The organism is Halomonas saccharevitans, from assembly GCF_032333995.1.
GTDB lineage: Bacteria > Pseudomonadota > Gammaproteobacteria > Pseudomonadales > Halomonadaceae > Halomonas > Halomonas saccharevitans.
In genome coordinates this window covers 207,564-232,058 of the sequence record NZ_JAVXUR010000005.1, presented here as the reverse complement: position 1 = coordinate 232,058, position 24,495 = coordinate 207,564, and the positions used below count along the sequence as shown (strand labels likewise).

Genomic DNA, 24,495 nt, shown 5'->3' with positions numbered 1-24,495 from the left:
GTCCCTCAGCATAGCCCGCCCGAGTCGCTGCAAGCGGCGTTACCTCGCCGATCGGCTATCGAGCGGCGCCGCCGGCGGGTATCATCCTCGCCCTCGCCTCTTTCACCACGGAGCTCCCATGCCGATCCTGCACAGCATCATCCATCGCATCGACACGGCCTCCGGCGAGACGCCGACGCTGACCCCCGCCGTCGAGGAGCTCGCCCCCTCTGCGGCGCTGGATGATCTGCTGGCCGGCCTCAACGATGCCTTCAACGCCAAGCCCAAGGCCTGGGGCCACTTCGTCGACGCCACGCCCGAGGGCGAGGTGAGCTCGCCGTTTGCAACCGAGCTCGCCGACACCCTCGACGGCGGCCGCGACTTCGTCACCTTCAGCCGCGACGTGGCAAAGCGCCTCGCCGAGCTGATCAGTGACCACCTGACGCTCTCCGGCGATCTCTTGATGGTCGACCAGCGCGTCGGCGACGCCCGCTACCTCTCCCTGGCGCTGCTGCATCATCGCAGCGGCTTCGGCGTCGACGACGATCTCGCCGTGGTGCCGGTGCGCCAGCTCAACCTAACGCAGATGAGCCTGGCCGCGCGCCTCGACATCAACCAGTGGCGCGGCGACTCGCCCTCCAAGCAGTACCTCTCCTGGACCAAGGATCGCGGCGGCAAGAAGCTCGCGGAGGGCTTCGCCGCCCTGCTCGGCGCCGCGGAGGGGGTGGACGCCACGGGCGAGACCCGCACCCTGCTCAAGGCCTTCAGCGACTACGTGGAACATGAGGACCTGCCCGAAGAGGCCAGCCGCGAGAAGACCGACGCGCTGATCGACTACGCCAGCGAGCAGGCGAGCCGCGGCGAGCCGATCACCCTGGAGGAGCTCTCGGAGGTGCTCGACGAGCAGCAGCCGCGCGCCTTCTATGAACATATTCGCAACGCCGACTACGGCCTCTCCCCGGAGATCCCGCCCGACAAGCGCACCCTCAACCAGTTCCGGCGCTTCGCCGGGCGCTCGGGCGGCGTGTCGATCAGCTTCGACTCCCACCTGCTGGGCTCCAGCGTCGAGTACGACGAGGATCAGGATCGCCTGATCATCAAGCAGGTGCCCAAGCAGCTGCGCGAGCAGCTCAAGCGCCAGGACTGAGGGCGCGCCGCTCTCGACACGACGTCATCTCTCTGAAGGCGTCGCCTTGCTTGAATCGCTTTGATGGGTGAGGCGCTATCATCTCGATCGAACGACATCACGCGGGCTATGCTGAGCCACGTCGTCTTTATCGAGCTTCACGTCGAGATGCACGTCGTGCTTCACGTCGAGAGAGAGACCCGCCATGCGCCGTATCCTGATCCTCCAGGGCCATCCCGATACCGCTGCGCCGCACCTGCTGCACGCCCTGGCCGACCACTACCGCCGGGGCGCCGAGCAGGCCGGTCACGAGGTGCGCACCCTGACCATCGCCGAGCACGATTTCCCCCTGCTGCGAAGCCAGCAGGCCTGGACCGAGGAGCCGATGCCACCGGCGCTCGAGCCGGCACGAGACGCCATCGCCTGGTGCGAGCACCTGGTGCTGTGCTTTCCGCTATGGCTCGGCGACATGCCGGCGCTGGTGAAGGGCTTCCTCGAGCAGGCCATGCGCCCCCACTTCGCCTTCGAGTACGTGGACGGCAACCCGCTGGGGCGCAAGGGGCTGAAGGGCCGCTCGGCGCGAGTGGTGGTGACCATGGGCATGCCGGCGGCGATCTACCGCCACGTCTATCGCGCCCACAGCGTGAAGTCGCTGGAGCGCAATATCCTCGGCTTCGTCGGCTTCGCGCCGGTCCGCGAGACGCTGATCGGCTCGGTGGAGCGTCTCGACGAGGGCGATTGCCACAAGTGGTTCACCCGCCTGGAGACGCTGGGCCGCAAGGCGCAGTAATCTGCCAGGCGGCCGATCCCGACGACCCGGTCGTTCTATCCCCCCTAAGGTTCTATCCCCCTAAGGTTCTATCCCCCTAAGGTTCTATCCCCCTAAGCCAGATAGGGCTGTAGCCACTGGCGCAGCTGCGGCCCCTGCAGCAGCCCCGGCTGGCGGGCAACTTCCGCACCACCCCTGAAGACGATCAGCGTGGGAATGCTGCGGATGCCGAAGCGCGCCGCCAGCGCCTGCTGCTCCTCGGTGTTCAGCTTGGCGAAGCGCAGCCGCGGCTCGAGCTCACGGGCGGCGTCGGCAAATATCGGCGCCATGGTCTTGCAGGGGCCACACCAGCTGGCCCAGAAATCCACCACCACCGGCAGTTCACTGCGCTCGACCAGGGCGGAGAAGTTCGCGTCGCTCAATGCTACCGGCTCGCCGGTGAACAGTGGCCTGCGGCACTTGCCGCAGGTCGGGCCGTCGGTGAGCCGCGATCGCTCGACGCGATTGACGGCGTAACAGTGGGGGCAGCCAAGCTTCAGGGATTCGCTCATGAGACACTCCGGGTCGAGGGGATTTCCTCCACAATTTTCCTGCACGTCCACGAAGCCAAGCAAGTAGCGCAACTCCCGCGGCGTAGCCCAAGGGTATTGCCGTTGGAATGGCCGAGGGGCGCCGGAGACAGGTCGGAGTGGGGGTCCTACGCCAAGGATGGCGTTGGTAGCGCCCAGGGAGGGGTTCACAGCGCCCCCTCGAAGACCTGTCGCCGAATCAGCCCCGAGCAACTCCGCGATCAGCGATGGCCCTGCGGCGTGACCGTGGCGTCATGCAGCGCGCCTCGCGGGCTGTTATGGTCGCGACACTGCCAACAGGCGATCCTCACGAGAGCCCCATGACCGACCGTCCCGATCCCCGCGTGCTGCTGCGGCTGCTATCTCTTCTCGCTCCCTATCGGGGTCGCGTGGCACTGGCCGCCCTGGCGCTGCTCGCCGCGGCGGGCAGCGTACTGCTGCTCGGCCAGGGGCTGCGCCTGGTGATCGACCAGGGCTTCCTAGCCCGCGACCCTCGCCAGCTTAACCAGGTCCTTGGGGGCATGCTGGCCGTGGTGGCGGTGCTGGCGATCGCCTCGGCGCTGCGCTACTACCTGGTCACCTGGATCGGCGAGCGCCTGGCCGCCGACCTGCGCCGCCGCGTCTTCGATCACCTGCTCGAGCTGGAGCCGGGCTTCTTCGAGAGCAGCAGCGGCGAAGGCGGCGCCGGGGAGATCTCCTCGCGACTCACGGCGGACACCAGCGTTCTGCAGAGCCTGTTCGGCTCCTCGATCTCGCTGGCACTGCGCAACGCGCTGATGCTGACGGGCGCCGTGGCGCTGATGCTGGTGACCCAGCCGTGGCTCTCGGCCATCGTGCTGCTGGGCATTCCGGCCACGGTCTTGCCGATCCTGTGGTTCGGGCGCCGGGTGCGGCGGCTGTCGCGCTTCAGCCAGGATCGAGTGGCCGAGCTGGGGCGCTATGCCGGCGAGGCGCTGGCGGGCATCCGCACCGTTCAGGCCTTCAATCACGAGCAGAGCGATCGCCGGGCCTATGGCGCGCGGGTCGAGTCGGCCTTCGCCACCGCCGTGGCACGTACGCGCCAGCGTGCCTGGCTGACCGGCGGCGCCCTTCTGGCGGTCTTCGCCGCGGTGGGCGTGATGCTCTGGCAGGGAGGCCAGGCGGTGCTGGCCGGCAGCATGAGCGCCGGCGAACTCTCGGCCTTCGTCTTCTACGCGGTGCTGGCCGCCGGGGCCGTGGCGACGCTGGCCGAGGTGGCGGGCGACGTGCAGCGCGCCGCGGGCGCCGCCGAGCGGCTGCTGGAGCTGCTGGAGACGCGCCCCGTGATCCATGCCCCGGCGCGCCCCACCCCCATTCCCGCCCCGCTGCGCGGCGAGATCCGGCTCGACGGGGTGAGTTTCACCTATCTCGGCCGGGAGACGCCGGCGCTGGCGGCCTTCGACCTTACCATCGCGCCCGGCGAGCGGGTCGCCCTGGTGGGCCCCTCCGGGGCCGGCAAGAGCACCCTGCTGGCGCTGCTGCTGCGCTTCCACGATCCCGACCGGGGCACCCTGCGCCTGGACGGCATCGACCTGCGGGACCTCGATCCTCGCGCGCTGCGTTCATGCCTCGGCCTGGTGGCCCAGGAGCCGGTGCTGTTCAGCGGCAGCGTGGCCGACAACCTGCGCTTCGGCCGGGGCGATGCGGACCGCGACGCCCTGCGTCAGGCGGCGCGGGACGCCAACGCCCTGGGCTTCATCGAGGCGCTGCCCCAGGGCTTCGATACCCCGCTCGGCCCCGGCGGCGTGCAGCTCTCCGGCGGGCAACGCCAGCGCCTGGCCATCGCCCGGGCGCTGCTCAAGGATCCCCGCGTACTGCTGCTCGACGAGGCCACCAGCGCCCTGGACGCCGAGAGCGAACGGCTGGTGCAAGAGGCGCTGGACCGGCTGATGGCCGAGCGCACGAGCCTCGTCATCGCCCACCGGCTGGCCACGGTGGTCGCCGCCGACCGCCTGCTGGTGATGGACGAGGGACGCCTGGTGGCGGCCGGGCGCCACGACGAGCTGCTCGAGACGAGCCCGCTCTATCGCCACCTCGCCGAGCTGCAGTTCGGCCAGCACGCCCTGCCGGCGGCCAGCGGCGAGCGCTGAGCTTTTCCCACCGGCACTCGCCGAGGCTCGCCAACGCTCACAACCCCGGACTCAGAACAGCCCCAGCTGGCGGTCGATCAGCGCCGTGAAGTCGTCGCCCACGAAGGGCAGGATGGCGTCGGCCACCGGCTGGAGCTGGCGGGTCAGGTAGTGGTCGGCGTCGATCGGCGCCTGCCGGCGCTCCAGGGGCTCCGGGCCAGCCACCGTCATCACGTAGCGGATCCAGCCCCCTCGCTGGTACTGGCGCGGCCGGCCCAGCCGCTCATTGTGCTCATCGGCGAGCCGGGCGGCGCGCACGTGGGGCGGCACGTTGCGCTGGTACTCCTCGAGGCGCCGGCGCAGCCGCTTGCGATAGATCAGCCGCTCATCCTCCTCGCCTTCCCGGGACCGACGCAGGAAGTCGCCGACGAAGTCCCGCACGTACGTCCGCAACGGCTCCCCGGCAAAGACGCGCCGGTAGAGCTCCTGCTGGAACTCCTTGGCGAGCTCCGTCCAATCGCTGCGCACCGTCTCCAGGCCCTTGAAGACCATCCGCTCCTCTCCCGCGGCGTCGCGAACCAGGCCGGCGTAGCGCTTCTTGCTGCCCGCCTCGGCGCCGCGGATGGTCGGCATCAGGAATCGCCGGTAATGGGTCTCGAACTGCAGCTCCAGGGCGCACTCGAGGCCATACTCGACGGCGAGGTGGTCGCGCCACCAGGCGTTGACCCGCGCCACCAGGCGTCGGCCGATCGCCGCCGCCTGGTCCTCCGGATGCTCGCGCCCGAGCCAGACGAAGGTGGAGTCGGTGTCGCCGTAGATAACGGTATATCCCTCGGCCTCGATCAGCTCGCGGGTGCGATGCATGATGGCGTGGCCGCGCATGGTGATCGACGAGGCCAGGCGCGCATCGAAGAAGCGACAGCCCTTCGAGCCCAGCACGCCGTAGAAGCTGTTCATGATGATCTTGAGTGCCTGGGCGAGCGGCGCGTTGCCGGCCCGCTTGGCGGCCTCGCGCCCTTCACCGACCCGCGCCACGATGCCCGGCAGGGCGTGGCGGGTGCGAGAGAAGCGCGCGCCCAGGTAGCCCAGCACCGAGGCCTCGCCCGTGGGCTCGGCGAGCCCCTCCACCAGCCCCGCGGGGTCGATCAGGAAGCTCTGGATGATCGACGGATAGAGGCTCTTGAAGTCGAGCACCAGCACCGAGTCGTAGAGGCCGGGGCGGGAGTCCATGACGAAGCCGCCGGGGCTCTCGGCGGCCTCCCCCGCGCCGAGGTTCGGCGCCACCAGGCCCAACCGGTGCAGCCGCGGCAGGTAGAGATGGGTGAAGGCCGCCACCGAGCCACCGCTGCGATCGGCCGCGAGCCCGGTGACGCTGGCGCGCTCCAGCAGGAAGGCGAAGAGCTCGGTGTGCGCGAAGATCCGCGTCACCAGCTCGCAGTCCTTGAGGTTGTAGCGCGCCAGTGCCGGCTTGTCCTCGGCGAACCGGCGCAGGATCTCGTCCAGGCGCTGGTAAGGCGTCTCGATGGCCTTGCCCTCGCCGAGCAGCGTCTGCGCCACGCTTTCCAGGCTGAAGGAGGGAAAGTGCCAGGTGGCCGAGCGCAGCGCCTCGATGCCGTCGATGATCAGCCGCCCCGCCGCCGAGGCGAAGTAGTGGTTGGCCTCACGGCCGTGGGCCCGCCACTCCATCTCGGCCCCGCCGCGACCCAGCCGCAGCGTCACGCCGAGCCGGCGGGCATGCTCGTGGAGGATACGCAGGTCGAACTGCACCAGGTTCCAGCCGATGATGGCGTCCGGGTCGTGCTCGGCGATCCAGGCGTTCAGCGCCTCGATCAGCGCCGCGCGGCTGTCACAGTAGTCGAGGCGAAAGTCGCGTTCCTCGTCGCGGCCGTTGGGCGGGCCCAGCATGAATACCTGGCGCTGCCCGCAGCCCTCGAGCGCGATCGAATAGAGCTCACCCCGCGCGCTGGTCTCGATGTCCAGCGATACCGGCCGAAGCCGCGGCCGATAGTCCGGCGCGGGCGCCAGGCGCGCCGCGGCCAGTCGCCCCTCCCCGTCGGGCATGCCGGTGACCGCCACCGGCGCGGTGATGAAGCGCTCCATCAGGTAGCGCTCCGGCGGGCGGATATCGGCCTCGAAGAGCGTCACGCCGGCCGCCTCGAGGCGTCGCTCCAGGCGGCCCAGCCGGCGCTGCTCCGGGCAGTAGAGGCCCAGCACTGGGCGGCGCTGGAAGTCGCACAGCGCCAATTCGCGAAGCGTGACGCCCGGCTCGCCGGCCAGCACCGCCTCGGCGCGCTCGCGCTGCTCGGCCGGCAGGAAGGCCACCGAGGGCCGGGGCGGCAGGCGCACCTCGAGCGGTCCCTCGTCGGTGGCGAGCCAGAAGGCGACCTCAACGCCCTCGGCCGTCTCCCGCCAGTGTCGGGTGAGGATGAAGCCGAGGCATGTCATGCCGCCCCGCTCTGTCAGATGATCGCTCGACAAGGGGGCTACTCAAGACTCGCCAGGCGCCGCAGGCCGACGGCGGCGTCCGCCGTTGCCAGCCATGCCACCAGGCCGAGGTTCAGGGCCGCACAGCTCCACAGGATCCTGCCGAAAGGCTGCTTGCGGGTCTTGTGGCGAAACCCGCGCCGGGCCAGGAGCGCGCCCGGCCAGCCGCCGACGACGGCAACGAGGTGCAGGGTCGACTCGCGGATACGCCGGTCGCCACGTCGGGCCGCGGCCTTGTCGATACCATAGAGGAGCACCGCTGCCAGGCTGGCCAGCAGGTAGGTACCGATGAGCAGCGTCATGGGGCTTGCACCTCGATAATCAGGTCGGGCATGAAGAGCGGCGGGACGAACTCGTCGGGATAGCCGCCGGGGTTGGCGATCACGCGTGTCCCGCCCGCCTCGAGGTCCACCGGCTCGTGGACATGACCGTGGAGCCAGAGGTCCATGCGGCCCATCAACTGCGGCAGATGGGAGGCGAAGGCCGGAGAGAGCAGATCACCTCGGTAGCGCGCCGGGATACAGTCGGCCAGGGGGGCATGGTGGCTGATCACCACCCTCGGGCCGCTGAACGGCCGCGCCAACTCCGCCTCCAGCCATACCAGGGCCTCGGCATGCAGGCGCCGGCTCTCCGCCGGGCAGAACACTGCCCCGTCGGGCTGCTCGATGATACGGAAATCCGGCATCAAGGCCAGCGCCCTGGCCTCGGTCAACGCCGGGTCGTATTCCGGCTGGCCGGCGTACAGGGCGAGGTCGGTCCACAGCGTGGTGCCGTGAAAGCGCACGCCGCCCAGGGTCAGCGAGCGGTTGTCCAGCAGGTGGATGCCGAGCCGTGCGGCCTCGGCGGCCAGTTCCCGTCGAAGCAGGGGCATGCCGGTGCCGTAGAACTCGTGGTTGCCGGGGACGTAAAGGATCGGGGTGCCCGCGAAGCGTTCGGCCGCCCAGGTGAGTCCCTGGCAGCCGGTGTGAATGTCGCCGGTCAGCACCACGGCATCGGCGTCGACCCGTGGCAGGTCGCGCCCCTCGGCAAAGTGTTCGAGATGCAGGTCGGAGAGAAGCCTGAGGCGCATCGTCGGTTCCCTGTGCAACGAGCCATTCGCTCCAGTGTGAGGCACGGAGCGGACGAACACTACCGGACGCTCGGTACCTGACGGTCGCTCCTTGCGCTCCGCCGGCAAAGCCGTCAAGCGGAGCGAGCCTCGCCAGACAGGCCGAGTTGCTGAAAAACCCTTCCATCAAGCATGCTGCGTCTCCAACCCCATTTGCCAGGAGACCTTCCATGTCCCAGCCACGAATCGGCTTCATCGGCATCGGCCTGATGGGCGATCCCATGACTCGCCGCCTGCTGGAAGCCGGCTTTACCGTCACGGTCTGGAACCGCTCGCCGGACAAGACCGCCGGCGTGGCCGCGGCCGGCGCCCGGGTGGCGAACTCAATCGAGGCGCTGATGGCCGAGGTGGACGTGGTGCTGCTGTGCCTGGCCAACACCGCCGTGGTGGAAGCCGTGGTGTTCGGCGAGGGCGGCGTGGCCCAGCATGGTCGTGCCGGCCAGCGCCTGATCGATCTTTCCAGCTGCGACCCGGCGGCGACGCGCGACTTCGCCGACTGGCTCCAGAGCGAGAGCGACATGCGCTGGGTCGATGCCCCGGTCTCCGGCGGCGTCGCCGGCGCCGAGACGGGGAGCCTGGCGATCATGTGCGGCGGCGAGGCGGAGGATATCGAGGCGATCAGCCCGGTGCTGACGCCGCTCTCCGCCCGGTTGACCCACATGGGGCCGGTGGGCAGCGGCCAGGTGACCAAGGTGTGCAACCAGATGATCGTCGGCTGCCAGGCGGCGGTGATCGCCGAGATGGTGGCCCTGGCCGAGGCCAGCGGCGTGGAGGCGACCCGACTCACCGAGGCGCTGGCCGGCGGCTTCGCCGACTCGACGCCGTTTCGCATCCTCGCCCCGCGCATGGCGGCAAGCGACTTCGACGCCCCGCCCTGGCACCTGCGCACCCTGCTCAAGGATCTGGACCTGGCGGTGGCCCAGAGCCAGCGCGCCGGCAGCGCCACGCCGATGAGCGGACTGGCCGCGCAGCTGATGCGCACCCACGCCGCCCGCGGCCACGCCGAGCACGACCCCGCCACCCTGGTCGAGGCCTACCGCGGTGCCGGTCAAGCGGAATAGCGGCGGCGGTTTCGTCCGCTTGGGCGGTGACGCCATTCCTCGACGTCGTTTGTCGATGAGCCACCCCTACCGTACACTCGTTTGATTTCCGACGATCACGACTTCGAGGCCCGATCCATGGCGTTTGAATCCACTTCCACCTATGTGGCCACCGAGTCGCTCAAGCAGGCGGTGAACGCCGCCGTGACCCTGGAGCGGCCGCTGCTGATCAAGGGCGAACCGGGCACCGGCAAGACCCTGCTGGCCGAGGAGCTGGCCGCCTCGCTGGATACCCGGCTGATCACCTGGCACATCAAGTCCTCCACCAAGGCGGCCCAGGGGCTCTACGAGTACGACGCGGTCAGCCGGCTGCGCGACTCCCAGCTGGGGGTCGAGGGCGTGGAGGACGTCGGCAACTATATCCGCCCAGGCAAACTGTGGGAGGCCTTCACCGCGGATAAGCGGGTGGTGCTGCTGATCGACGAGGTCGACAAGGCGGACATCGAGTTCCCCAACGACCTGCTCCAGGAACTGGATCGCATGGCGTTCCACGTCTTTGAAACCGGCGAGACCATCACCGCGACGCACCGTCCGATCATCGTCATCACTTCCAACAACGAGAAGGAGCTCCCCGACGCCTTTCTGCGCCGCTGCTTCTTCCACTACATCGAGTTCCCCGACCGCGAGACCATGCAGGCAATCGTCGACGTGCACTTCCCCGACGTCGCCCCGAGGCTGGTCGGCGAGGCGCTGGAGGTGTTCTTCGAGCTGCGCCAGGCCCCGGGCCTCAAGAAGCGGCCCTCCACCTCGGAGCTGGTCGACTGGCTGAAGCTGCTGATGAGTGATGAGCTGGCCCAGGAGGCGCTCTATCAGCGCGACCCGGCGAAGGCGCTCCCGCCGCTCGCCGGGGCGCTCGTCAAGAACGAACAGGACACCCAGCTGCTGGAGCGGCTGGCGTTCATGATGCGCAGGAAAGGCCGCTAAGCCATGTTCATCGGCCTGTTCGAGACCCTCAAGCGCCACGAGGTGCCCGTCTCGCTGCGCGAGCTGCTCGACCTCCATGCGGTGGTCGAGCGCGGCGTGGTGTTCGCCGACATGGAGGCCTTCTACCAGGTGGCGCGCACCGTGATGGTCAAGGACGAGCGCCATTTCGACCGCTTCGATCGCGCCTTCGCCGCCTGGTTCGAGGGGCTCACGAGCCTCGATGCCGCCATCGAGGCGATGATTCCCGACGACTGGCTGCGCCGCGAGTTCGAGAAGCAGCTCTCCGATGAGGAGAAGGCCAGGATCGAGTCCCTGGGCGGCCTAGAGCAGCTCATCGAGACCTTCAAGCAGCGCCTCGAGGAGCAGCAGGCGCGCCACGCCGGCGGCAACAAATGGATCGGTACCGGCGGCACCAGCCCCTTCGGCGCCTACGGCTACAACCCCGAGGGCATCCGCATCGGCCAGGACGGCTCGCGGCATCGCCGCGCGGTGAAGGTGTGGGACGAGCGGCGCTTTCGCGACTACGACGACAGCCTCGAACTCGGCACGCGCAACATCAAGATGGCCCTGCGCCGGCTCAGGCGGTTCGCCCGCCAGGGGGCGGCACAGGAGTTCGACATCGATGCGACCATCCGCGAGACCGCCCGGGATGCCGGCCTGCTCAACGTGCGCATGCGCCCGGAGCGCCACAACGCGGTGAAGGTGCTGCTGCTGCTCGACGTGGGCGGCTCCATGGACGACCACGTACGGGCCTGCGAGGAGCTTTTCTCGGCGGCGCGCTCGGAGTTCAAGCACCTGGAGTCCTTCTACTTCCACAACTGCCCCTACGAGGGACTGTGGCGTGACAACCGGCGACGCGGCAGCGAGCGCATCCCGACGCTGGACGTGCTGCACACCTACGGCAGCGATTATCAGGTCGTGATCGTCGGCGACGCCGCCATGTCACCTTACGAGCTGACCCATCGCTACGGCAGCGTCGAGCACATGAATGACGAGGCGGGCGCCGTCTGGCTCCAGCGCTTGGTCGCTGCCTTCCCGCACCTGGTCTGGCTCAACCCGCTCCCGCCGCGCGCCTGGGAAGTGACCCACTCCACCCGGCTGATCCGCGAGCTGATCGAGGATCGCATGTACCCCATGACCCTGGCGGGGCTGGAGCGCGCCATGGGCGAGCTGGCTCGCTAGCCGTTCTGAAGTTCTCCTGGGAAGCCCTTCTGGGAAGCCCTTCTGGGAAGCTCTTCTAGACAAGCCCTGCCATAGCCCTTAATCACTATAAAACAAATTTATAGCCTTTAAGGGCTATCACGTTGCACTATAGGCCTCCACGGCTATGCTGGCGGTAGAGTCCTGCGGAGAGTGCGCCATGCCAAGACGAATCGCCGTGCTTACCGGCGACGTGATCGAGTCCCGCAAGGTCGGCGACCGGCCGCGGCTCTACCGACGGCTGGAGGATACCCTGGCGACGCTCGCTGCCCGCCACGGCGGCCACGGCGAGCGCTTCCGCGGCGACGGCTTCCAGCTCGCCCTGCCCCGGGCGGCGACGGCCATGGAGGCCGCCGTGACCCTGCGGGCGGCGCTGATCGAGCACTCGGAACCCGACCAGCGCTGGGATGCGCGAATCGCCGTGGCAGTCGGCCCGGCGGAACAAGGGATGAACGAGGCCGACGGCGAGACCTTCATCGCCTCGGGGCGCGCCCTGGATGCGCTCTCGAGCACTCCCGGCCACCTGGCCCTGACCCTGCTCGACGAACCCGAGGACGAGGGGCTCGGCTTGCTGGTGCGTTTCATCGACGACCTGCTCGATGGCTGGTCTCCCTATGCAGCCGAGGTCGTCGGACTGAGCCTGGGCCATGACACCTCCCGGCAGGTCTCGCAGCAGGCCCTCGCCGAACGCCTGGGCATCTCACAACCCAGCGTGCACAAGCGCCTGCGGGCCGCGCGCTGGGCGCTGCTCTCCGACAGCCTCGCCTACCTGCGCCGGCGGCTCGACGACCGGGAACCGTCGACATCAGGTCCGACGCCATGAGCCCCGAGGCCCTCTCGCTGCTCATGGCGCTGGTGCTGGCCCACCTGGTGGGCGACTTCCTGCTGCAACCCAGCCGCTGGGTGGAGGAGCGCTACCGCCTGCACCAGCGCTCCCCACGCCTGCTGCTGCATGCCCTGCTGCACGGCCTGCTCGCAGGAGGCGTGCTGCTGGTGGCCGCCGGCGACGCGTCACGAGGGCCGGCCGCCGCGGTGCTCGGCGCGCTCGCGGTGGGCGCGAGCCACTGGCTGATCGACTTCGCCAAGTCCCGGCTGCCGGCCGGCGAGCTGCGCTGGTTCCTGCTCGACCAGGCCGGCCACCTGCTGGTGCTGGCGGGCCTCTGGCTGGCCTGGCTGGAGAGCCTTGCCCCGCTGCAGACGCTGGCCGCCTGGCTGGCCTCGCCGACGGTACTCGGGGTGGCCACCGCCTACCTGCTGGTGACGCGCCCGCTGTCGATCGCCATCGCGCTGATCATGCGACGCTGGAGCGCCGAGCTCGAGGACACCGGCACCCTGGCCAGCGCCGGCGCGCGCATCGGCGTGCTGGAACGGCTGCTGGTGCTGACCCTGGTGCTGCTGGACCAGCTCACCGCGGTGGGCTTCCTGCTGGCCGCCAAGTCGGTGCTGCGCTTCGGTGACCTGCGCGAGACCCGCGACCGCAAGCTCACCGAATACGTGCTGCTCGGCACCCTGCTCAGCGTCTCGACGACCCTGGTGCTGGGCATGCTGGTGCGCCTGCTGCCGCTGGGAGGCTGAGCCATGCGCTACCGTGTGATGCTGCCTCTGCTCATCCTGACGCTAATGCTGGGCGCCTGTGCCGGCCCCGAGACGCTGGAGCGCCGGGCGGGCTACACGGTCGACCACAGCCAGGTCGCGCCCTCCCACAACAGCCGGGTCCGCCACCTGGTGCTGCACTACACCGACGGCGACGAGGCCGAGGCGCTGGCCACCCTGACGGGCCCCCGCGTCAGCAGCCACTACGTGCTGCCGCGCGGGCCCAGGGGTCGGGTCTACCAGCTGGTGGATGAATCACGGCGTGCCTGGCACGCCGGCGCCAGCCGCTGGAAGGGAGGCTCGGATCTCAACGCCACCTCCATCGGCATCGAGATCATCAACGCCGGGCCGGATCACAGGGCGGCCGAGATCGAGCGCCTCCTGGCGACCGACCGGGCAGGTGCCATCGCCTGGGCGCCCTACCCCGAGGAGCAGCTCAGCACCCTAATCGCGCTGTCCCGGGACATCATCGACCGCCACGGTATCGAAGCCACGAACGTGGTGGCCCATTCCGACATCGCCCCCACGCGCAAGATCGATCCCGGTCCGGCCTTCCCCTGGCGGCGCCTGCATGAGGCCGGCATCGGGCCCTGGCCCGAGCCCTCCGCCGTGGCCCGCTGGCGGACCCGCTTCGCCGGCGAGTCGCCCTCGCTTACCCGCCTGCAGGAGGCGCTTGCGGCCTGGGGCTATGGCCTTGCGATCACCGGCGAGGCCGACCCGCCCACCCGGGCGGTGCTGCGCGCCTTCCAGATGCGCTTTCGCCCCGCCGACTACCGCGGCCTGCCCGACGCCGAGACCGCAGCGATCCTCTGGGCGCTGCTGGAGCGCTACCGGCCCGAGGCCATGCCGGGACGCTGAGCCCCGGCGGGCCGAGTCTCGTGACGGGCCCTCGCGACGGGCCCTGCCAGCGGGCTTTTGCCGCCAACCGGGGTTGGCCGTACAATGCGGGGTCATTGTCGCCGCTCCGTGCGGCCCCGTATCCGCTTCTGCACAAGCCCCCGCTCGAGGAAACCCCGGACCCATGCGCGCCAGTCAACTGTTGATCGCCACCCTCAAGGAAACGCCTGCCGACGCCGAGGTCATCAGCCACCAGCTGATGCTGCGCGCGGGCATGATCCGCCGCCTCACCTCTGGCCTCTATACCTGGCTGCCGATGGGGCTCAAGACCCTGCGCAAGGTCGAGCGCGTCGTGCGTGAGGAGATGGACCGTGCCGGCGCCCAGGAGCTGCTGATGCCCGCGGTGCAGCCGGCGGAGCTGTGGCAGGAGTCCGGCCGCTGGGAGCAGTACGGCCCGGAACTGCTGCGCCTCAAGGATCGCCACGACCGCGACTACTGCGTCGGTCCGACCCACGAGGAAGTGATCACCGACCTGGTCCGCAAGGAGATCGCCAGCTACAAGCAGCTGCCGGCCAACTTCTACCAGGTGCAGACCAAGTTCCGCGACGAGATCCGGCCGCGCTTCGGGGTGATGCGCTCCCGCGAGTTCATCATGAAGGACGCCTACTCCTTCCACGTGGATGAGGCCTCGCTCAAGGAAACCTACCAGGCGATGTACGATGCCTACGTGCGCATCTTCACCCGCCTGGGGCTCGACTTCCGCCCGGTGATCGCCGACAACGGCGCCATCGGCGGCACCGGCTCCCACGAGTTCCACGTGCTCGCCGACTCCGGCGAGGACGACATCGTCTTCTCCACCGGCTCCGACTACGCCGCCAACATGGAGAAGGCCGAAGCGCTGCCCCCCCAGGGCGAGCGCGCCGCCCCGAGCGAGGAACTGCGCCTGGTCGACACCCCCAATGCCAGGACCATCGCGGCGCTGGTCGGGCAGCACGGCCTACCCATCGAGAAGACCATCAAGACGCTGATGGTCCAGGGCGCAGAGGGCGGCCTGGTCGCCCTACTGGTGCGCGGTGATCATGAACTCAACGAGGTCAAGGCCGAGAACCTCGCCGAGGTGGCCGCCCCGCTGACCATGGCCACCGAGGAGGAGATTCGCGCCGCCGTGGGGGCCGGTCCGGGCTCGCTGGGTCCGGTGAACCTCGAGATGCCGATCATCATCGATCGCAGCGTGGCGCTGATGAGCGACTTCGGCGCCGGTGCCAACGTCGACGGCCAGCACTACTTCGGCATCAACTGGGAGCGCGACGTGGCGCTGCCCAAGGTGGCCGATCTGCGCAACGTGGTGGAGGGTGACCCCTCGCCGGACGGTCGGGGCGAGCTCGCCATCAAGCGCGGCATCGAGGTCGGCCACGTCTTCCAGCTCGGCCAGAAGTACTCCGAGGCGATGAACGCCACCGTGCTGGGCGACGAAGGTCGCGCCGTGCACCCCTGGATGGGCTGCTATGGTATCGGGGTGACCCGGGTCGTGGCCGCCGCCATCGAGCAGAACCACGACGATGCCGGGATCATCTGGCCCGACGCCATCGCGCCCTTCCACGTCGCCATGGTGCCGATGAACGCCCACAAGTCGCAGCGGGTGCGTGAGGAGTCCGAGCGACTCTACCAGGCCCTCACCGCCGCCGGCCTCGAGGTGCTGCTGGATGATCGCGACCTGCGCCCTGGCGTGCGCTTCGCCGACCATGAACTGATGGGCATTCCCCACCGCCTGGTCGTCGGCGATCGGGGGCTGGACAAGGAAGAACTCGAATACAAGGGACGCCGTGACACTGACGCCACCATGGTACCGGCCGGGGAGATCATCGACTTCCTGCGTGCGAAGGTCGCGATCTAGGCGCTATCGGGCCGCCGCCCTGGCGGCGGCCTGCCTCCTGCCGGCCCTGACGGCCCTGGGTCAGGGCGACCGGGACTTCCTGGCCGCCCTGTCCACCGACGCCCAGGCCGCCGACCACCCAGTCCCCTTCGTGCGGGCCCTGCCGGCCACGCCGGCCAGCCTGCGCGACACCCTCGACGCCGTACGCGACTCGCCCGCCTCGCCTGCCGATATCTGGGCGGCGCGCCAGTGGCTGAACGCCATGGCGCCGCGGCTCACCCGCTACGTGCCGGATGAGGGCCGTCGCCGGGAACTGCTGGGCCGCGTCCACCACGAGGCGCGCCTGGCGGGCCTGTCGCCCTCGCTGGTGCTGGCGGTGATCCAGGTGGAGAGCGCCTTCCAGGCCCAGGCCGTCTCCTCGGCCGGCGCCGTCGGGCTGATGCAGATCATGCCGTTCTGGGTCCGCGAACTGGGCCTTCCCGCCGACGACCTCAAAGACCCGCACCGCAACCTGCGCTACGGCTGCACGATCCTGGCCCACTACCTGGCCGTCGAGCGCGGCGACCTGACCCGAGCGCTGGCGCGCTACAACGGTAGCCTCGGCAAGACCTGGTACCCGGAACGAGTGATGCGCGCCCTGGCCGACCGCTGGTCGGTGCAGGACGCCGGCCATGCCACTGCCCGGCGCTGAGGCGTCAGGCTACCAGCAGGCGAAGCGGCGACACCGAGATGAGAGACGTACAGACGAAAAAAAGCCGACCCATGTGGGTCGGCTACTGGGGGGAAAGCTCCCCCCTCCCCTGACGACTAGTGAAGCGGCTGGATCAGTGCTTGTTCTTGCGATGGTGATCGCGAACGATGAACGCGATCCAGCCCCCCATGAAAGCGATCATCATCGCGACGGTAACAAGTCCGAAAATTACGGCGTCATCCAAGTACATGGTGTGTCCTCCCGTCTCGATGTGTTGAATGCACTTTAGCGCGGCATCACGGGACGCAAACTGACCTGCATCAAGTTTTCCGCCGGCCCCGGAGTAGGGGCCGGCGGGAATTGACGCAGATCAGATTCGGGGGCACCGACAGCAAAATCGACGGTGAAACGCCGCGCTCAGCGCTCGACATCGGGCGCAATCAGCTCGGCCGCCGCCAGGTCGTCGAAGAGCCGCGCCACGTCCCGGGCAAGCCGTGCGGACTCGACCGTGGGGAAGCGCTCGGCCAGCAGCGCCACCACCTCAGACAGGCTCAGGGCGTCGAGCTCCAGCAGGCGCCAGATGCCGGCGGCCACGGCGCTCAAGCGATGCACTCCGCCCCGGGGATCGACCAGGAAGTGCTCCTCGCCCAGCGGGTACTCCGCCTCGACCGGCCGGCGACGCCAGGCCGCGCCCGGGACGCCGATGGCCGATGCGCGCTCTGTGGCCCCAGCGGGCGGGCACCGGCCGGCCTCATCCAGGGGCGAGTCGATCAGCCCCGCCTCACCCTGTTCAGCATCGGCCAGTCCCGCCACCACCCGCTCGACGGCCGCTTTGGGGTCGTCGTAGCAGAGCAACCGGCACGGCAGGCCCCGCATCATCGGCAGCAGCCGCTCGACCAGTCGCCCGGGATCGTGCGCGTCACCGGCGAGGCTCTGGCCCAGCAGCCGCAGCAGGCCATCGCCGGGGGAGAGGCGCGTCAGGCTCGGGGCCGGCGTCCCGGGGACGCGGTCAAGCATCACGATGGCGCCGATGGGAAGCCGCTCGCCGTGGCCGGCGAGGCGGTCGTCGCTCAGGGCCAGATAGTGATAACGCTCATCCGAGACGCCGTCGTGGGCGGTGATGAACGCCGCCAGGTCGGCAGGGAGGTGCGACGGCAAGGGCAGGCGCAGTCGGGGGGGCGATGCCCAGCGCCTCGCCCATTGGCTTTCCCATTGATTCTCCCGGCGCGCGGCCTTGGCCCCTGCTCCCGTCCTTGTCGCCTCCCTTGTCCCCCTCATCGTCGCTAAGCATCAGTACGTCGTCGGCGAAGACGCGATAGCCGGCGGCGGCGAAGGCGGCGCTGAGCAGGCTCTTGCCCGACCGATGGGTGGCGGGAAAGAGCACCAGCCGACCGCCGATCTCCACGGCGGCGCAGTGCAGGCCGCTCTGGTGGGGCCTCGACTCGAGCAGCCGGTCGATCAGGTCGGCGATCAGGCTGGCCGCCGCGGTGGCGGGGCCGGAGAGCCGACGGGGATGCGCGCGCCCCGGCACCGCCTGGGCATAGCCGTTGGCTTCCCGCCAGGCGGTGAGCGCCTCTTCCGAGGGTGCAGGGCACAAAGAGCGGGCGGCCTGCACGGCTTCGAGCGGCCAGCCGGGCATCGCCCCGAGCAGCGCCTTGGCAAGCTCGGGCGCCTGCTCGAGTCGCAGGGCCACCTCGAGCCCTGCTGGCTTGAGGATCTCGAGGCTCCGAGCGTTGGCATGCGGCGCGCTCACCAGCGGCTGGGGTAGCTGTGGCTGGGATAGCTGAAGCTATGGCTATGGCTATGACTGTGCTTCGAGTGCCGGTGACGTCGGTGATGCTTGTGATGGCGGTGACGGCGATGTTCTCGGTAGTCGTCCACGTAGCGACGCTCCCGGGTCTCCGGGTGGGTTTCATAGACGATCCGCCAGCGCCCGTCGTCCCAGTCGCCGGCCTGGGCCTGCCCCAGGGTGGAGAGGGTCGGGGCCGCGTAGGCGGCAACGCCGAACAGGCCGAGGGTGGCCAGCAGCTTGCGTCGGCGGGGGCAAGGGGCAGAGTGGTCGCTCATCGATGGGCTTCCCTGGGTGGCTGAACGAGGCGCCCAGCCTACCGCGAGTCGACCGCGACGCGGCCTGCCCCACGCGCGTTTCCCCAGTCGCTGCAAATTGCCGCCGGCGCTGTCGCCCGGCGACGACGCTCAGACCATCTTCTTGTCTTCCACTTCGCCGGGCTCGGTGCCGGGCGGCAGCGGATGGCCCTTGGCGAGCTCCGCGCGGGTGGCCTCGCGGACCTCGAGCACCTCCAGACGATAGCGCAGGCTGTGTCCCGCCAGGGGATGGTTGGTGTCGATCATCACGCCGTCGTCGCGCACCTCGAGAATGGTAACGATCTCGGGGCCGTCATCGCCGGGGGTCTGGAAGCGCATGCCCGGGGCGAGGTCGGGGGCGGGAAAGGCGTGCCGCCCGACCTCGCGCACCAGCGCTTCGTCGCGCAGCCCGTAGGCCTCGGCCGGCATCAGGGTGACGGAGAGCTCGGCACCGACGGACTGGCCCTCCAGATCACGCTCCAGGCCGGCCATGATGTTGCCGTGGCCGTGCAGGTACTCGAGCGGCTGCGACCGAGCCCGGGAATCGTCGAGGACGTTGCCGTCCCGGTCGCTGAGCACGTAATGCAGGGTCACGACGCGTTGCGGGGCGATGGTCATGGGGTCTCCTTGAGCAATGAAGGAATAGGCGACGAGGCTGACGGCTAGTCGCGGCGGCGCAGCTGGCCGACGGGCATCTCGAGGCGCTGCTGCTGGTGCAGCAGGTTGAGCAGCACGATAGCGCGCTCCTCGCCCTTGTGGCTTGCGAACACCGCCTGCAGGTCCTTGAAGGGCCCCTCGGTGATCTCCACCGCGTCGCCGGCGCGGAAGTAGACGTTGGCGGTCGCATCCTGCTCGTCGCTGCCATGTTCGAGCAGGGTCGTGATCAGCGAGTCGCCGACCGGCACCGGCTGCGCGAGGCCGAAGGTGACGATCTTCAGCACCCCGCGGGTGGAGCGAATGGGTCGCCAGTTACTGGCCAGGCGATCGAGCCGGATGAACAGGTAGTAGGGAAAGAGCGGTTCGCTGACCCACTCGAGCTTGCCGCGGCGCTTCTTCTGGACCTGCAGCACGGGATGGAATATCTCGTACCCCTGGTTGGTCAGGTGCTCGGCGGCGCGGAAGGATTCCCCGCCCTTGCACTGAATCACGTACCAGCGGGGGACGGCATCATCGGCCTTTTCGTGACGAATCTCTGAATCGCTCATATGGCTCCTGATCGGCTTCCTGCTGGCATCACTGCCGGTGCTCTGCAACAATCCCACCGCATGTCAGACCCGGGCATCGGCCCGCGGGCGACATGGGCCGAACGGCCGCTGGTCCGGCGACTGATGGCAATTTTATCATCGATGGCGGGGACCTGCGTGACCGCCCTCGAGTTACAACGCACGCCCCGGCGCAAGGAGTCCTCCCCGACATGTCGCCCCCCACCGCTCGCCGCAGCTGGCATGACGCCCTGGTGATCTATCTGCGCGCGCCGGTCATCACCATGCTGTTCCTGGGTTTCTCCGCCGGCCTGCCCTTCCTGCTGGTCTTCTCCACGCTCTCGGCCTGGCTGCGCAGTACCGGCGTCGAGGTGGCGGCCATCGGCTTCTTCGCCTGGATCGGCATGCTCTATTCGATCAAGTTCTTCTGGGCCCCGGTGGTGGACCGGCTCGCCCTGCCGCTGCTGACCCGCAACTTCGGTCAGCGTCGCGGCTGGATGCTGCTGGCCCAGGCGATGATCGCCGCGGGCCTGGTGGGGCTCTCCGGCGTCGACCCGGTCGATCACCTGCCGCTGGTCGCCGCCTTCGCGCTGCTGGTGGCCTTCGGCAGCGCGACCCAGGACATCGCCATCGACGCCTTTCGCATCGAATCGGCCCCGGACGACGTCCAGGCCGCCATGGCCTCGACCTACATCATCGGCTATCGCGGCGGACTGCTGGCCGCCGGCGCCGGCGCCCTCTACGTGGCTTCGCTGATCTCCTGGGAGGCCGCCTACCTCTGCATGGCGGCACTGGTCGGCGTCGGGGCGGTCACGGTGCTGCTGCGCCCGGAGCCCCAACGGACCTCGCTCGGCACCCAGCTGATCCACGAGCCGCGGGTGCGCGCCTTCCTGCGCGCCTCTCGCGGGCGGCCCAAGCCGCTGCGCCGCCTGGTCGCCTGGGTGATCGGCGCCATCGTCTGCCCCTTCACCGACTTCTTCACCCGCCATCGCCGGCGCGCGATCTGGCTGCTGGCGTTCGTGGCGGTGTTTCGGATCAGCGACCTGGCCATGGCCTCGATGGCCAACCCGCTCTACATCGACCTGGGGTTTTCGCTTTCGACCATCGCCAACGTCACCAACGTCTTCGGGATCGCCATGAGCATCGGCGGGGGGATTCTCGGCGGGCTGCTGGTGGCCCGCTACGGCATCGGGCCGATCCTGGTGCTGGGCGCGGCGGCGGCGGCGTTGACCAACCTGCTGTTCGTGGCCTTGTCGCTGGCGGGACAGAACGTGGCGATGCTGGTCATGGCCATCGTCGGCGACAACCTGGCCAACGGCCTGGCGAGCGCCGTCTTCATCGCCTTCCTGTCGAGCCTCACCTCGCGGGCCTATACGGCGACCCAGTACGCGCTCTTCTCGTCGCTGATGACCCTGCCCGGCAAGTTCCTGAGCGGCTTCGGCGGCCTGCTGGTCAACGCAGAGGGCTACGCCACCTTCTTCATGGTGTCATCCGTCCTCGGCCTGCCCGCTGTGCTGCTGGCGATCTGGATCAGCCGAGACCGGACGTTGATGGCCTCGCCGCGGGCGGCCTGAGCGCGGCTCGCTCGCCGGCATCCAAGCCTGCACTCCACGCCGGCGCGCGGCCGGCGGGTCACTCGCCCAGTCGGCCCTGCAGCCAGTCCAGCGCGCCCGGGGTGGTGCGCCACTGGTCGCGCATCAGGGTTCGATACTGCCAGGCCTCGGCCCGGGAACCGGGCGCGGCGACCCCATCACCGCCGCCGACCGGGCGCGGGTTCTCGGCACACAGCATCGGGACCGCATGGGTATTGTGGCGGCGCACCTCGGCCAGCGCCGCGTCGGCCTCGTCCCGGCGCTCCAGGCGATAGAGCGCCAGCACGCGTCCCATCAGCAGGCCCAGCGGCGGCGCCTCGTCGTCCTCGCCCTCGAGTTCGCGCACACTCAGCTCCAGGGCCGCGCGATCGCGCCCCTCTCTCAATAGCTGGTCGAGCACCAGCTCGCGCAGTCCCAGGCTGTCCTGGGCGTCCAGGGTCAGCAGGCGCTCGGCCAACTCCCGTGAGCGGGCGCGGGCGCCACGCTCCATGCCGACCACCAGGGCCAGGCCCGAGCGCAGCAGCACGGCGTTATCGGCGCTGTCCCACACGAAGCCGCCCTCGCCCTCGGCCCGGACCTGTTCGAGCCAGCGCTCGAGCCGGGTCGCCAACGGCTCGAACAGGCTCGGCGCCATCCACGGCAGGCTGCCGAAGCGGCTGGCCAGCGCCAGCGCCAGGGCCTGAAGCACGGCCGGCGAATCCAGCCACTCGGGATGAGAGCAGAGGGCGGGGAGCCACTCGCCGGCACGGGACCAGGGATCCTCGTCGAAGCCCATGGGCGCATCGCTCTCGACCTGGGACTGGAAGACCTTCTGCCAGGCAGCGAACAGGGTGTCCTCGCGGGCGGTGGAGTGGTACTCGAGGCCACCCTCGGCGTCGCGGCGGATCTCCAGGCGCGGGGCGACGGGCAGCTCGGCGAGCAGCGCTTGCAGGGCCACCAGCGGCTCGGCCAGATCCTCCTCGGCGCTGAGCAGCTGGTCGGCCAGGGTCGCACCGGGGTTCTCGGCGAGATCGGCCAGGAACTGCAGCTGATCGGGCTCCAGGTCGCCCTGGCGAGCCAGGCGCCGGAACCAGAAACGCGAGCGCTCCGCGGCCTCCTGCTCGTGCCCCTCGTGGAGCAGTAGCATGGCCTCGATGTAGGCCAGCGTCGGCGAGTCGGGCAGCGCCTGCTGGGCGCGCACGAAGGCCGCCCGGGCGCTGTCCAGGTCGTCGTTGTCCAGGTGCATCAGGCAGAGGCGCTCCAGGGCCACGCCGCGCAGGAACAGCGGCCCGCGATCGAGCACCGCATCGAGCAGCGCCTCGCGCTTGCGATTGAAACCGCGCTCCTGATAGAGATCGATGAGGATCTCGAAGGCGGGCTCGGCCTGTTCCGGCAGCGTCAGCCAGTCGGCGCGCTCGAACAGCGACTCGAGAATCTGCTGGGCGCGCCCGCGCTGGCCCGACTCGGCGGCGATCAGCCCGGCCTCCAGCAGCGCCTGGGCCGGCGCCTGGCCGCTGGCCAGCGCCGCCTTCAAGGTATCGCCCTTCCAGTCGCGCAGCGAGAGCATCCACATCAGGTGGGTCGGTACGTGCCCGGGCAGGCTGACCGCCCCGCAGCAGTGCTTGGTCTTGCGCCCGGAGTCGCACCAGCAGGGCTCGTTGCGCCCCGGCCGGGCCAGCGGCTCGGCGGCGAAATCGAGCCGTGCCAGCGGCGTCTGTGACCACAGCTCAGGGGCCAGCGCCTGGGCCAGGGCTTGATCGCCGCCGACCAGCGCCGGTCCCTCCTTGCGGGCCCAGGCCATCAGCGTCGGATAGCGCTCATCCTCGCGAATGGCGCCCAGTGCCCCCGAGGCAAAGCCCAGCAGCTGTTCCACCCATACTGCCAGCATCACACTCTCCGCAATCCACAAAATGGCACAGTCTACCAGCCTGCCGCCGGGCTGGGCAGGTGGCTCAAACCGTCGCGCTCGGCAGCAGCGCGCGGGTACGGGCGTGCATGTCGAGACGCGCGCCGAGGCGCACCAGGTTCCAGTAGTGGCCGTTGAGGGTGCGTGACAGCAGCAGGGTATCCGCCGGCGGCTGCAGGCGGTCCATGGCCGCCCACACCTTCGGGGAGAGATCGCGCAGCCGGCGATGCACCCGCACGTCGCCGAAATCCTGCTCGCCTGGCTGGAAGAGCGGGGACACCGCCTCGGCCGACTCGCGGTAGAGCGACAGCGGGGCACCCTGCCCCTGGCGGCCACCGAGTTCGAGCAGCGCGGCGTCCATGGCCATGGCATCGCCCTCGAGGGTCGCCTCGAGCAGATGCATCATCGCCGTGAGGCGTGCCTCCGGCACCGGGATCACCGCGCCCAGATCGTAGATCACCAGGCGCCCCGCCTCGTCCGCGGCGAAATTGCCGGCGTGGGGGTCGGCGTGCAGCTCGCCATGGGTGAAGAGCTCCTCGGTCAGCCAGTCGGCAAGCGTCGTCGCCACCTGCTGGCGCCGCTCATGATCGGCCTGCTCGAGATCACGCAGCGGGGTGCCGGCCACGTAGCGCATGGCCAGCACCCGGGGGCCGGAGAACTCGGGCAGCGGCTCGGGGATCACCAGACGCTCGAGATGGGCGTAGCGCTCGCGATAGCGGGCCAGCGCCTCGGCCTCGGCATGATAGTCGAGCTCGCCGCGCAGGCTCACCGCCAGCTCCTCGAACAGCGCATCGAGGCGCGCCTGGGGCACCTTGAACCAGCGCCCCAGACGCATCAGGCGCCGCACCTGGGCCAGATCGCTCTCCAGCACCTCGGCGAGACCGGGATACTGCACCTTGAGCACCAGGGTCTCGCCGTCGTGAGTCACGGCACGATGCACCTGCCCCATGGAGGCGCTGGCGAAGGGGCGGTGCTCGATCTCGCGAAACGTCGCATCGAGATCGCCGTACTGCTCGACCAGGGTGCGCCGGACACCCTCCCAGGGCATCGGTTCGGCCTGACGCTGGAGGCGGGCGAGTTCCTCGGCGAGGTCCGGCGGCAGGAGGTCGTCCCACTGGGACATGATCTGAGCCAGCTTCATGGCCGGCCCCTTGAGCTCCGAGAGCCCCTCGAAGAGCGCCTCGCCCAGGGCCCGCCAGTCGGCCTGTCCGCCCAACCGGGTGCGGATCAGCGCCCCGCCGGTGCGGGCGCCGAGGCCCAGCAGGCGTCGAGTACGGCCACGTTCGCGCATCGCCTTATCTCCTCTCGAGAATTTGTACAACCATTGTACACCTAGCGATCAGCTTACACCTGGCGAGGCGCCGAGAATACTGGAAGAATGTCCATGTCAT

General features: G+C 69.6%; 24 protein-coding genes. 12 read left to right on the top strand and 12 right to left on the bottom strand.

Annotation, left to right across the window (positions count from 1 at the left end):
- Positions 1 to 118 precede the first annotated feature (118 nt).
- Entirely contained in the window at positions 119 to 1,126 is a 1,008-nt protein-coding gene (gene yejK / locus RSO68_RS13655; RefSeq protein WP_315586966.1) for a nucleoid-associated protein YejK, read from the top strand.
- Between the two features lie 184 nt (positions 1,127 to 1,310).
- A complete protein-coding gene (locus RSO68_RS13650) occupies positions 1,311 to 1,895 on the top strand; it encodes an NAD(P)H-dependent oxidoreductase (RefSeq protein WP_315586965.1) in 585 nt (194 codons plus the stop codon).
- 92 nt (positions 1,896 to 1,987) lie between these two features.
- Here the strand turns inward: RSO68_RS13650 and trxC are convergent, their stop codons facing one another.
- Positions 1,988 to 2,425 carry a thioredoxin TrxC gene (gene trxC / locus RSO68_RS13645; protein ID WP_315586964.1) on the bottom strand — a complete coding sequence of 146 codons (438 nt, stop codon included), beginning with the start codon at positions 2,423 to 2,425 and terminating at the stop codon, positions 1,988 to 1,990.
- Between the two features lie 338 nt (positions 2,426 to 2,763).
- Here trxC and RSO68_RS13640 point away from each other — a divergent pair, with 338 nt between their 5' ends.
- A complete protein-coding gene (locus RSO68_RS13640; RefSeq protein ID WP_315586963.1) occupies positions 2,764 to 4,551 on the top strand; it encodes an ABC transporter transmembrane domain-containing protein in 1,788 nt (595 codons plus the stop codon).
- A gap of 51 nt (positions 4,552 to 4,602) precedes the next feature.
- Here the strand turns inward: RSO68_RS13640 and RSO68_RS13635 are convergent, their stop codons facing one another.
- Genes RSO68_RS13635 through RSO68_RS13625 form a run of 3 tightly spaced genes read right to left on the bottom strand, consistent with a single transcriptional unit; the run spans position 4,603 to position 8,083 of the window.
- The gene (locus tag RSO68_RS13635) at positions 4,603 to 6,975 is read right to left on the bottom strand and encodes a DNA polymerase II (protein ID WP_315586962.1); all 2,373 of its coding nucleotides are present in this window, start codon (positions 6,973 to 6,975) and stop codon (positions 4,603 to 4,605) included.
- 38 nt (positions 6,976 to 7,013) lie between these two features.
- The gene (locus tag RSO68_RS13630) at positions 7,014 to 7,316 is read right to left on the bottom strand and encodes a DUF1294 domain-containing protein (RefSeq protein WP_315586961.1); all 303 of its coding nucleotides are present in this window, start codon (positions 7,314 to 7,316) and stop codon (positions 7,014 to 7,016) included.
- On the bottom strand, positions 7,313 to 8,083 hold the full coding sequence (locus RSO68_RS13625) for a metallophosphoesterase (protein WP_315586960.1): 771 nt from the start codon (positions 8,081 to 8,083) through the stop codon (positions 7,313 to 7,315). The genes RSO68_RS13630 and RSO68_RS13625 overlap by 4 nt, the downstream gene beginning before the upstream one ends.
- A 209-nt stretch (positions 8,084 to 8,292) precedes the next feature.
- Between RSO68_RS13625 and RSO68_RS13620 the strand changes: the two genes are divergently transcribed.
- The 8 genes from RSO68_RS13620 to RSO68_RS13585 all read left to right on the top strand — a co-directional run bounded on the left by RSO68_RS13620 (position 8,293) and on the right by RSO68_RS13585 (position 16,340).
- The gene (locus RSO68_RS13620) at positions 8,293 to 9,183 is read left to right on the top strand and encodes an NAD(P)-dependent oxidoreductase (protein WP_315586959.1); all 891 of its coding nucleotides are present in this window, start codon (positions 8,293 to 8,295) and stop codon (positions 9,181 to 9,183) included.
- A 117-nt stretch (positions 9,184 to 9,300) separates the two neighbouring features.
- Complete coding sequence (locus RSO68_RS13615; protein ID WP_089846344.1) at positions 9,301 to 10,146, top strand: AAA family ATPase; 846 nt, start codon at positions 9,301 to 9,303, stop codon at positions 10,144 to 10,146.
- A 3-nt stretch (positions 10,147 to 10,149) separates the two neighbouring features.
- Positions 10,150 to 11,328, top strand: coding sequence for a vWA domain-containing protein (locus RSO68_RS13610; protein ID WP_315586958.1), 1,179 nt, complete (start codon positions 10,150 to 10,152; stop codon positions 11,326 to 11,328).
- Between the two features lie 178 nt (positions 11,329 to 11,506).
- Positions 11,507 to 12,169 (top strand): helix-turn-helix domain-containing protein, encoded by a 663-nt coding sequence (locus RSO68_RS13605; RefSeq protein WP_315586957.1) that lies wholly within the window; start codon positions 11,507 to 11,509, stop codon positions 12,167 to 12,169.
- Positions 12,166 to 12,921 carry a DUF3307 domain-containing protein gene (locus RSO68_RS13600; RefSeq protein WP_315586956.1) on the top strand — a complete coding sequence of 252 codons (756 nt, stop codon included), beginning with the start codon at positions 12,166 to 12,168 and terminating at the stop codon, positions 12,919 to 12,921. The genes RSO68_RS13605 and RSO68_RS13600 overlap by 4 nt, the downstream gene beginning before the upstream one ends.
- Before the next feature lie 3 nt (positions 12,922 to 12,924).
- Positions 12,925 to 13,797, top strand: coding sequence for an N-acetylmuramoyl-L-alanine amidase (locus RSO68_RS13595; protein ID WP_315586955.1), 873 nt, complete (start codon positions 12,925 to 12,927; stop codon positions 13,795 to 13,797).
- A 163-nt stretch (positions 13,798 to 13,960) separates the two neighbouring features.
- Complete coding sequence (locus RSO68_RS13590; protein ID WP_315586954.1) at positions 13,961 to 15,670, top strand: proline--tRNA ligase; 1,710 nt, start codon at positions 13,961 to 13,963, stop codon at positions 15,668 to 15,670.
- Complete coding sequence (locus tag RSO68_RS13585) at positions 15,651 to 16,340, top strand: transglycosylase SLT domain-containing protein (protein WP_390882409.1); 690 nt, start codon at positions 15,651 to 15,653, stop codon at positions 16,338 to 16,340. Before RSO68_RS13590 ends, RSO68_RS13585 begins: the two co-directional genes overlap by 20 nt.
- Positions 16,341 to 16,473: 133 nt before the next feature.
- On the opposite strand, the gene ccoM is transcribed toward RSO68_RS13585, so the two are convergent.
- From ccoM to rfaH, 6 genes are all read right to left on the bottom strand, one after another.
- Entirely contained in the window at positions 16,474 to 16,590 is a 117-nt protein-coding gene (gene ccoM / locus RSO68_RS13580) for a cytochrome c oxidase subunit CcoM (protein WP_281245157.1), read from the bottom strand.
- Positions 16,591 to 16,757: 167 nt separating this feature from the next.
- The gene (locus RSO68_RS13575; protein ID WP_315586952.1) at positions 16,758 to 17,498 is read right to left on the bottom strand and encodes a PqqD family protein; all 741 of its coding nucleotides are present in this window, start codon (positions 17,496 to 17,498) and stop codon (positions 16,758 to 16,760) included.
- Positions 17,434 to 18,093, bottom strand: a complete 660-nt coding sequence (locus RSO68_RS13570; RefSeq protein WP_315586951.1) for a hypothetical protein — start codon at positions 18,091 to 18,093, stop codon at positions 17,434 to 17,436. Before RSO68_RS13570 ends, RSO68_RS13575 begins: the two co-directional genes overlap by 65 nt.
- Positions 18,090 to 18,407, bottom strand: a complete 318-nt coding sequence (locus RSO68_RS13565) for a hypothetical protein (RefSeq protein WP_089846298.1) — start codon at positions 18,405 to 18,407, stop codon at positions 18,090 to 18,092. The genes RSO68_RS13570 and RSO68_RS13565 overlap by 4 nt, the downstream gene beginning before the upstream one ends.
- Before the next feature lie 129 nt (positions 18,408 to 18,536).
- Positions 18,537 to 19,043 carry an FKBP-type peptidyl-prolyl cis-trans isomerase gene (locus RSO68_RS13560; RefSeq protein ID WP_089846296.1) on the bottom strand — a complete coding sequence of 169 codons (507 nt, stop codon included), beginning with the start codon at positions 19,041 to 19,043 and terminating at the stop codon, positions 18,537 to 18,539.
- 44 nt (positions 19,044 to 19,087) lie between these two features.
- A complete protein-coding gene (gene rfaH, locus RSO68_RS13555) occupies positions 19,088 to 19,630 on the bottom strand; it encodes a transcription/translation regulatory transformer protein RfaH (protein ID WP_089846293.1) in 543 nt (180 codons plus the stop codon).
- A gap of 209 nt (positions 19,631 to 19,839) precedes the next feature.
- On the opposite strand from rfaH, the gene RSO68_RS13550 reads away from it, so the two are divergent.
- Positions 19,840 to 21,201 (top strand): AmpG family muropeptide MFS transporter, encoded by a 1,362-nt coding sequence (locus RSO68_RS13550; RefSeq protein ID WP_089846290.1) that lies wholly within the window; start codon positions 19,840 to 19,842, stop codon positions 21,199 to 21,201.
- A 58-nt stretch (positions 21,202 to 21,259) separates the two neighbouring features.
- On the opposite strand, the gene RSO68_RS13545 is transcribed toward RSO68_RS13550, so the two are convergent.
- Positions 21,260 to 23,086, bottom strand: coding sequence for an SEC-C domain-containing protein (locus RSO68_RS13545; RefSeq protein ID WP_315586950.1), 1,827 nt, complete (start codon positions 23,084 to 23,086; stop codon positions 21,260 to 21,262).
- Between the two features lie 64 nt (positions 23,087 to 23,150).
- Positions 23,151 to 24,395, bottom strand: coding sequence for an ABC1 kinase family protein (locus tag RSO68_RS13540; protein ID WP_315586949.1), 1,245 nt, complete (start codon positions 24,393 to 24,395; stop codon positions 23,151 to 23,153).
- Between the last annotated feature and the right edge of the window lie 100 nt (positions 24,396 to 24,495).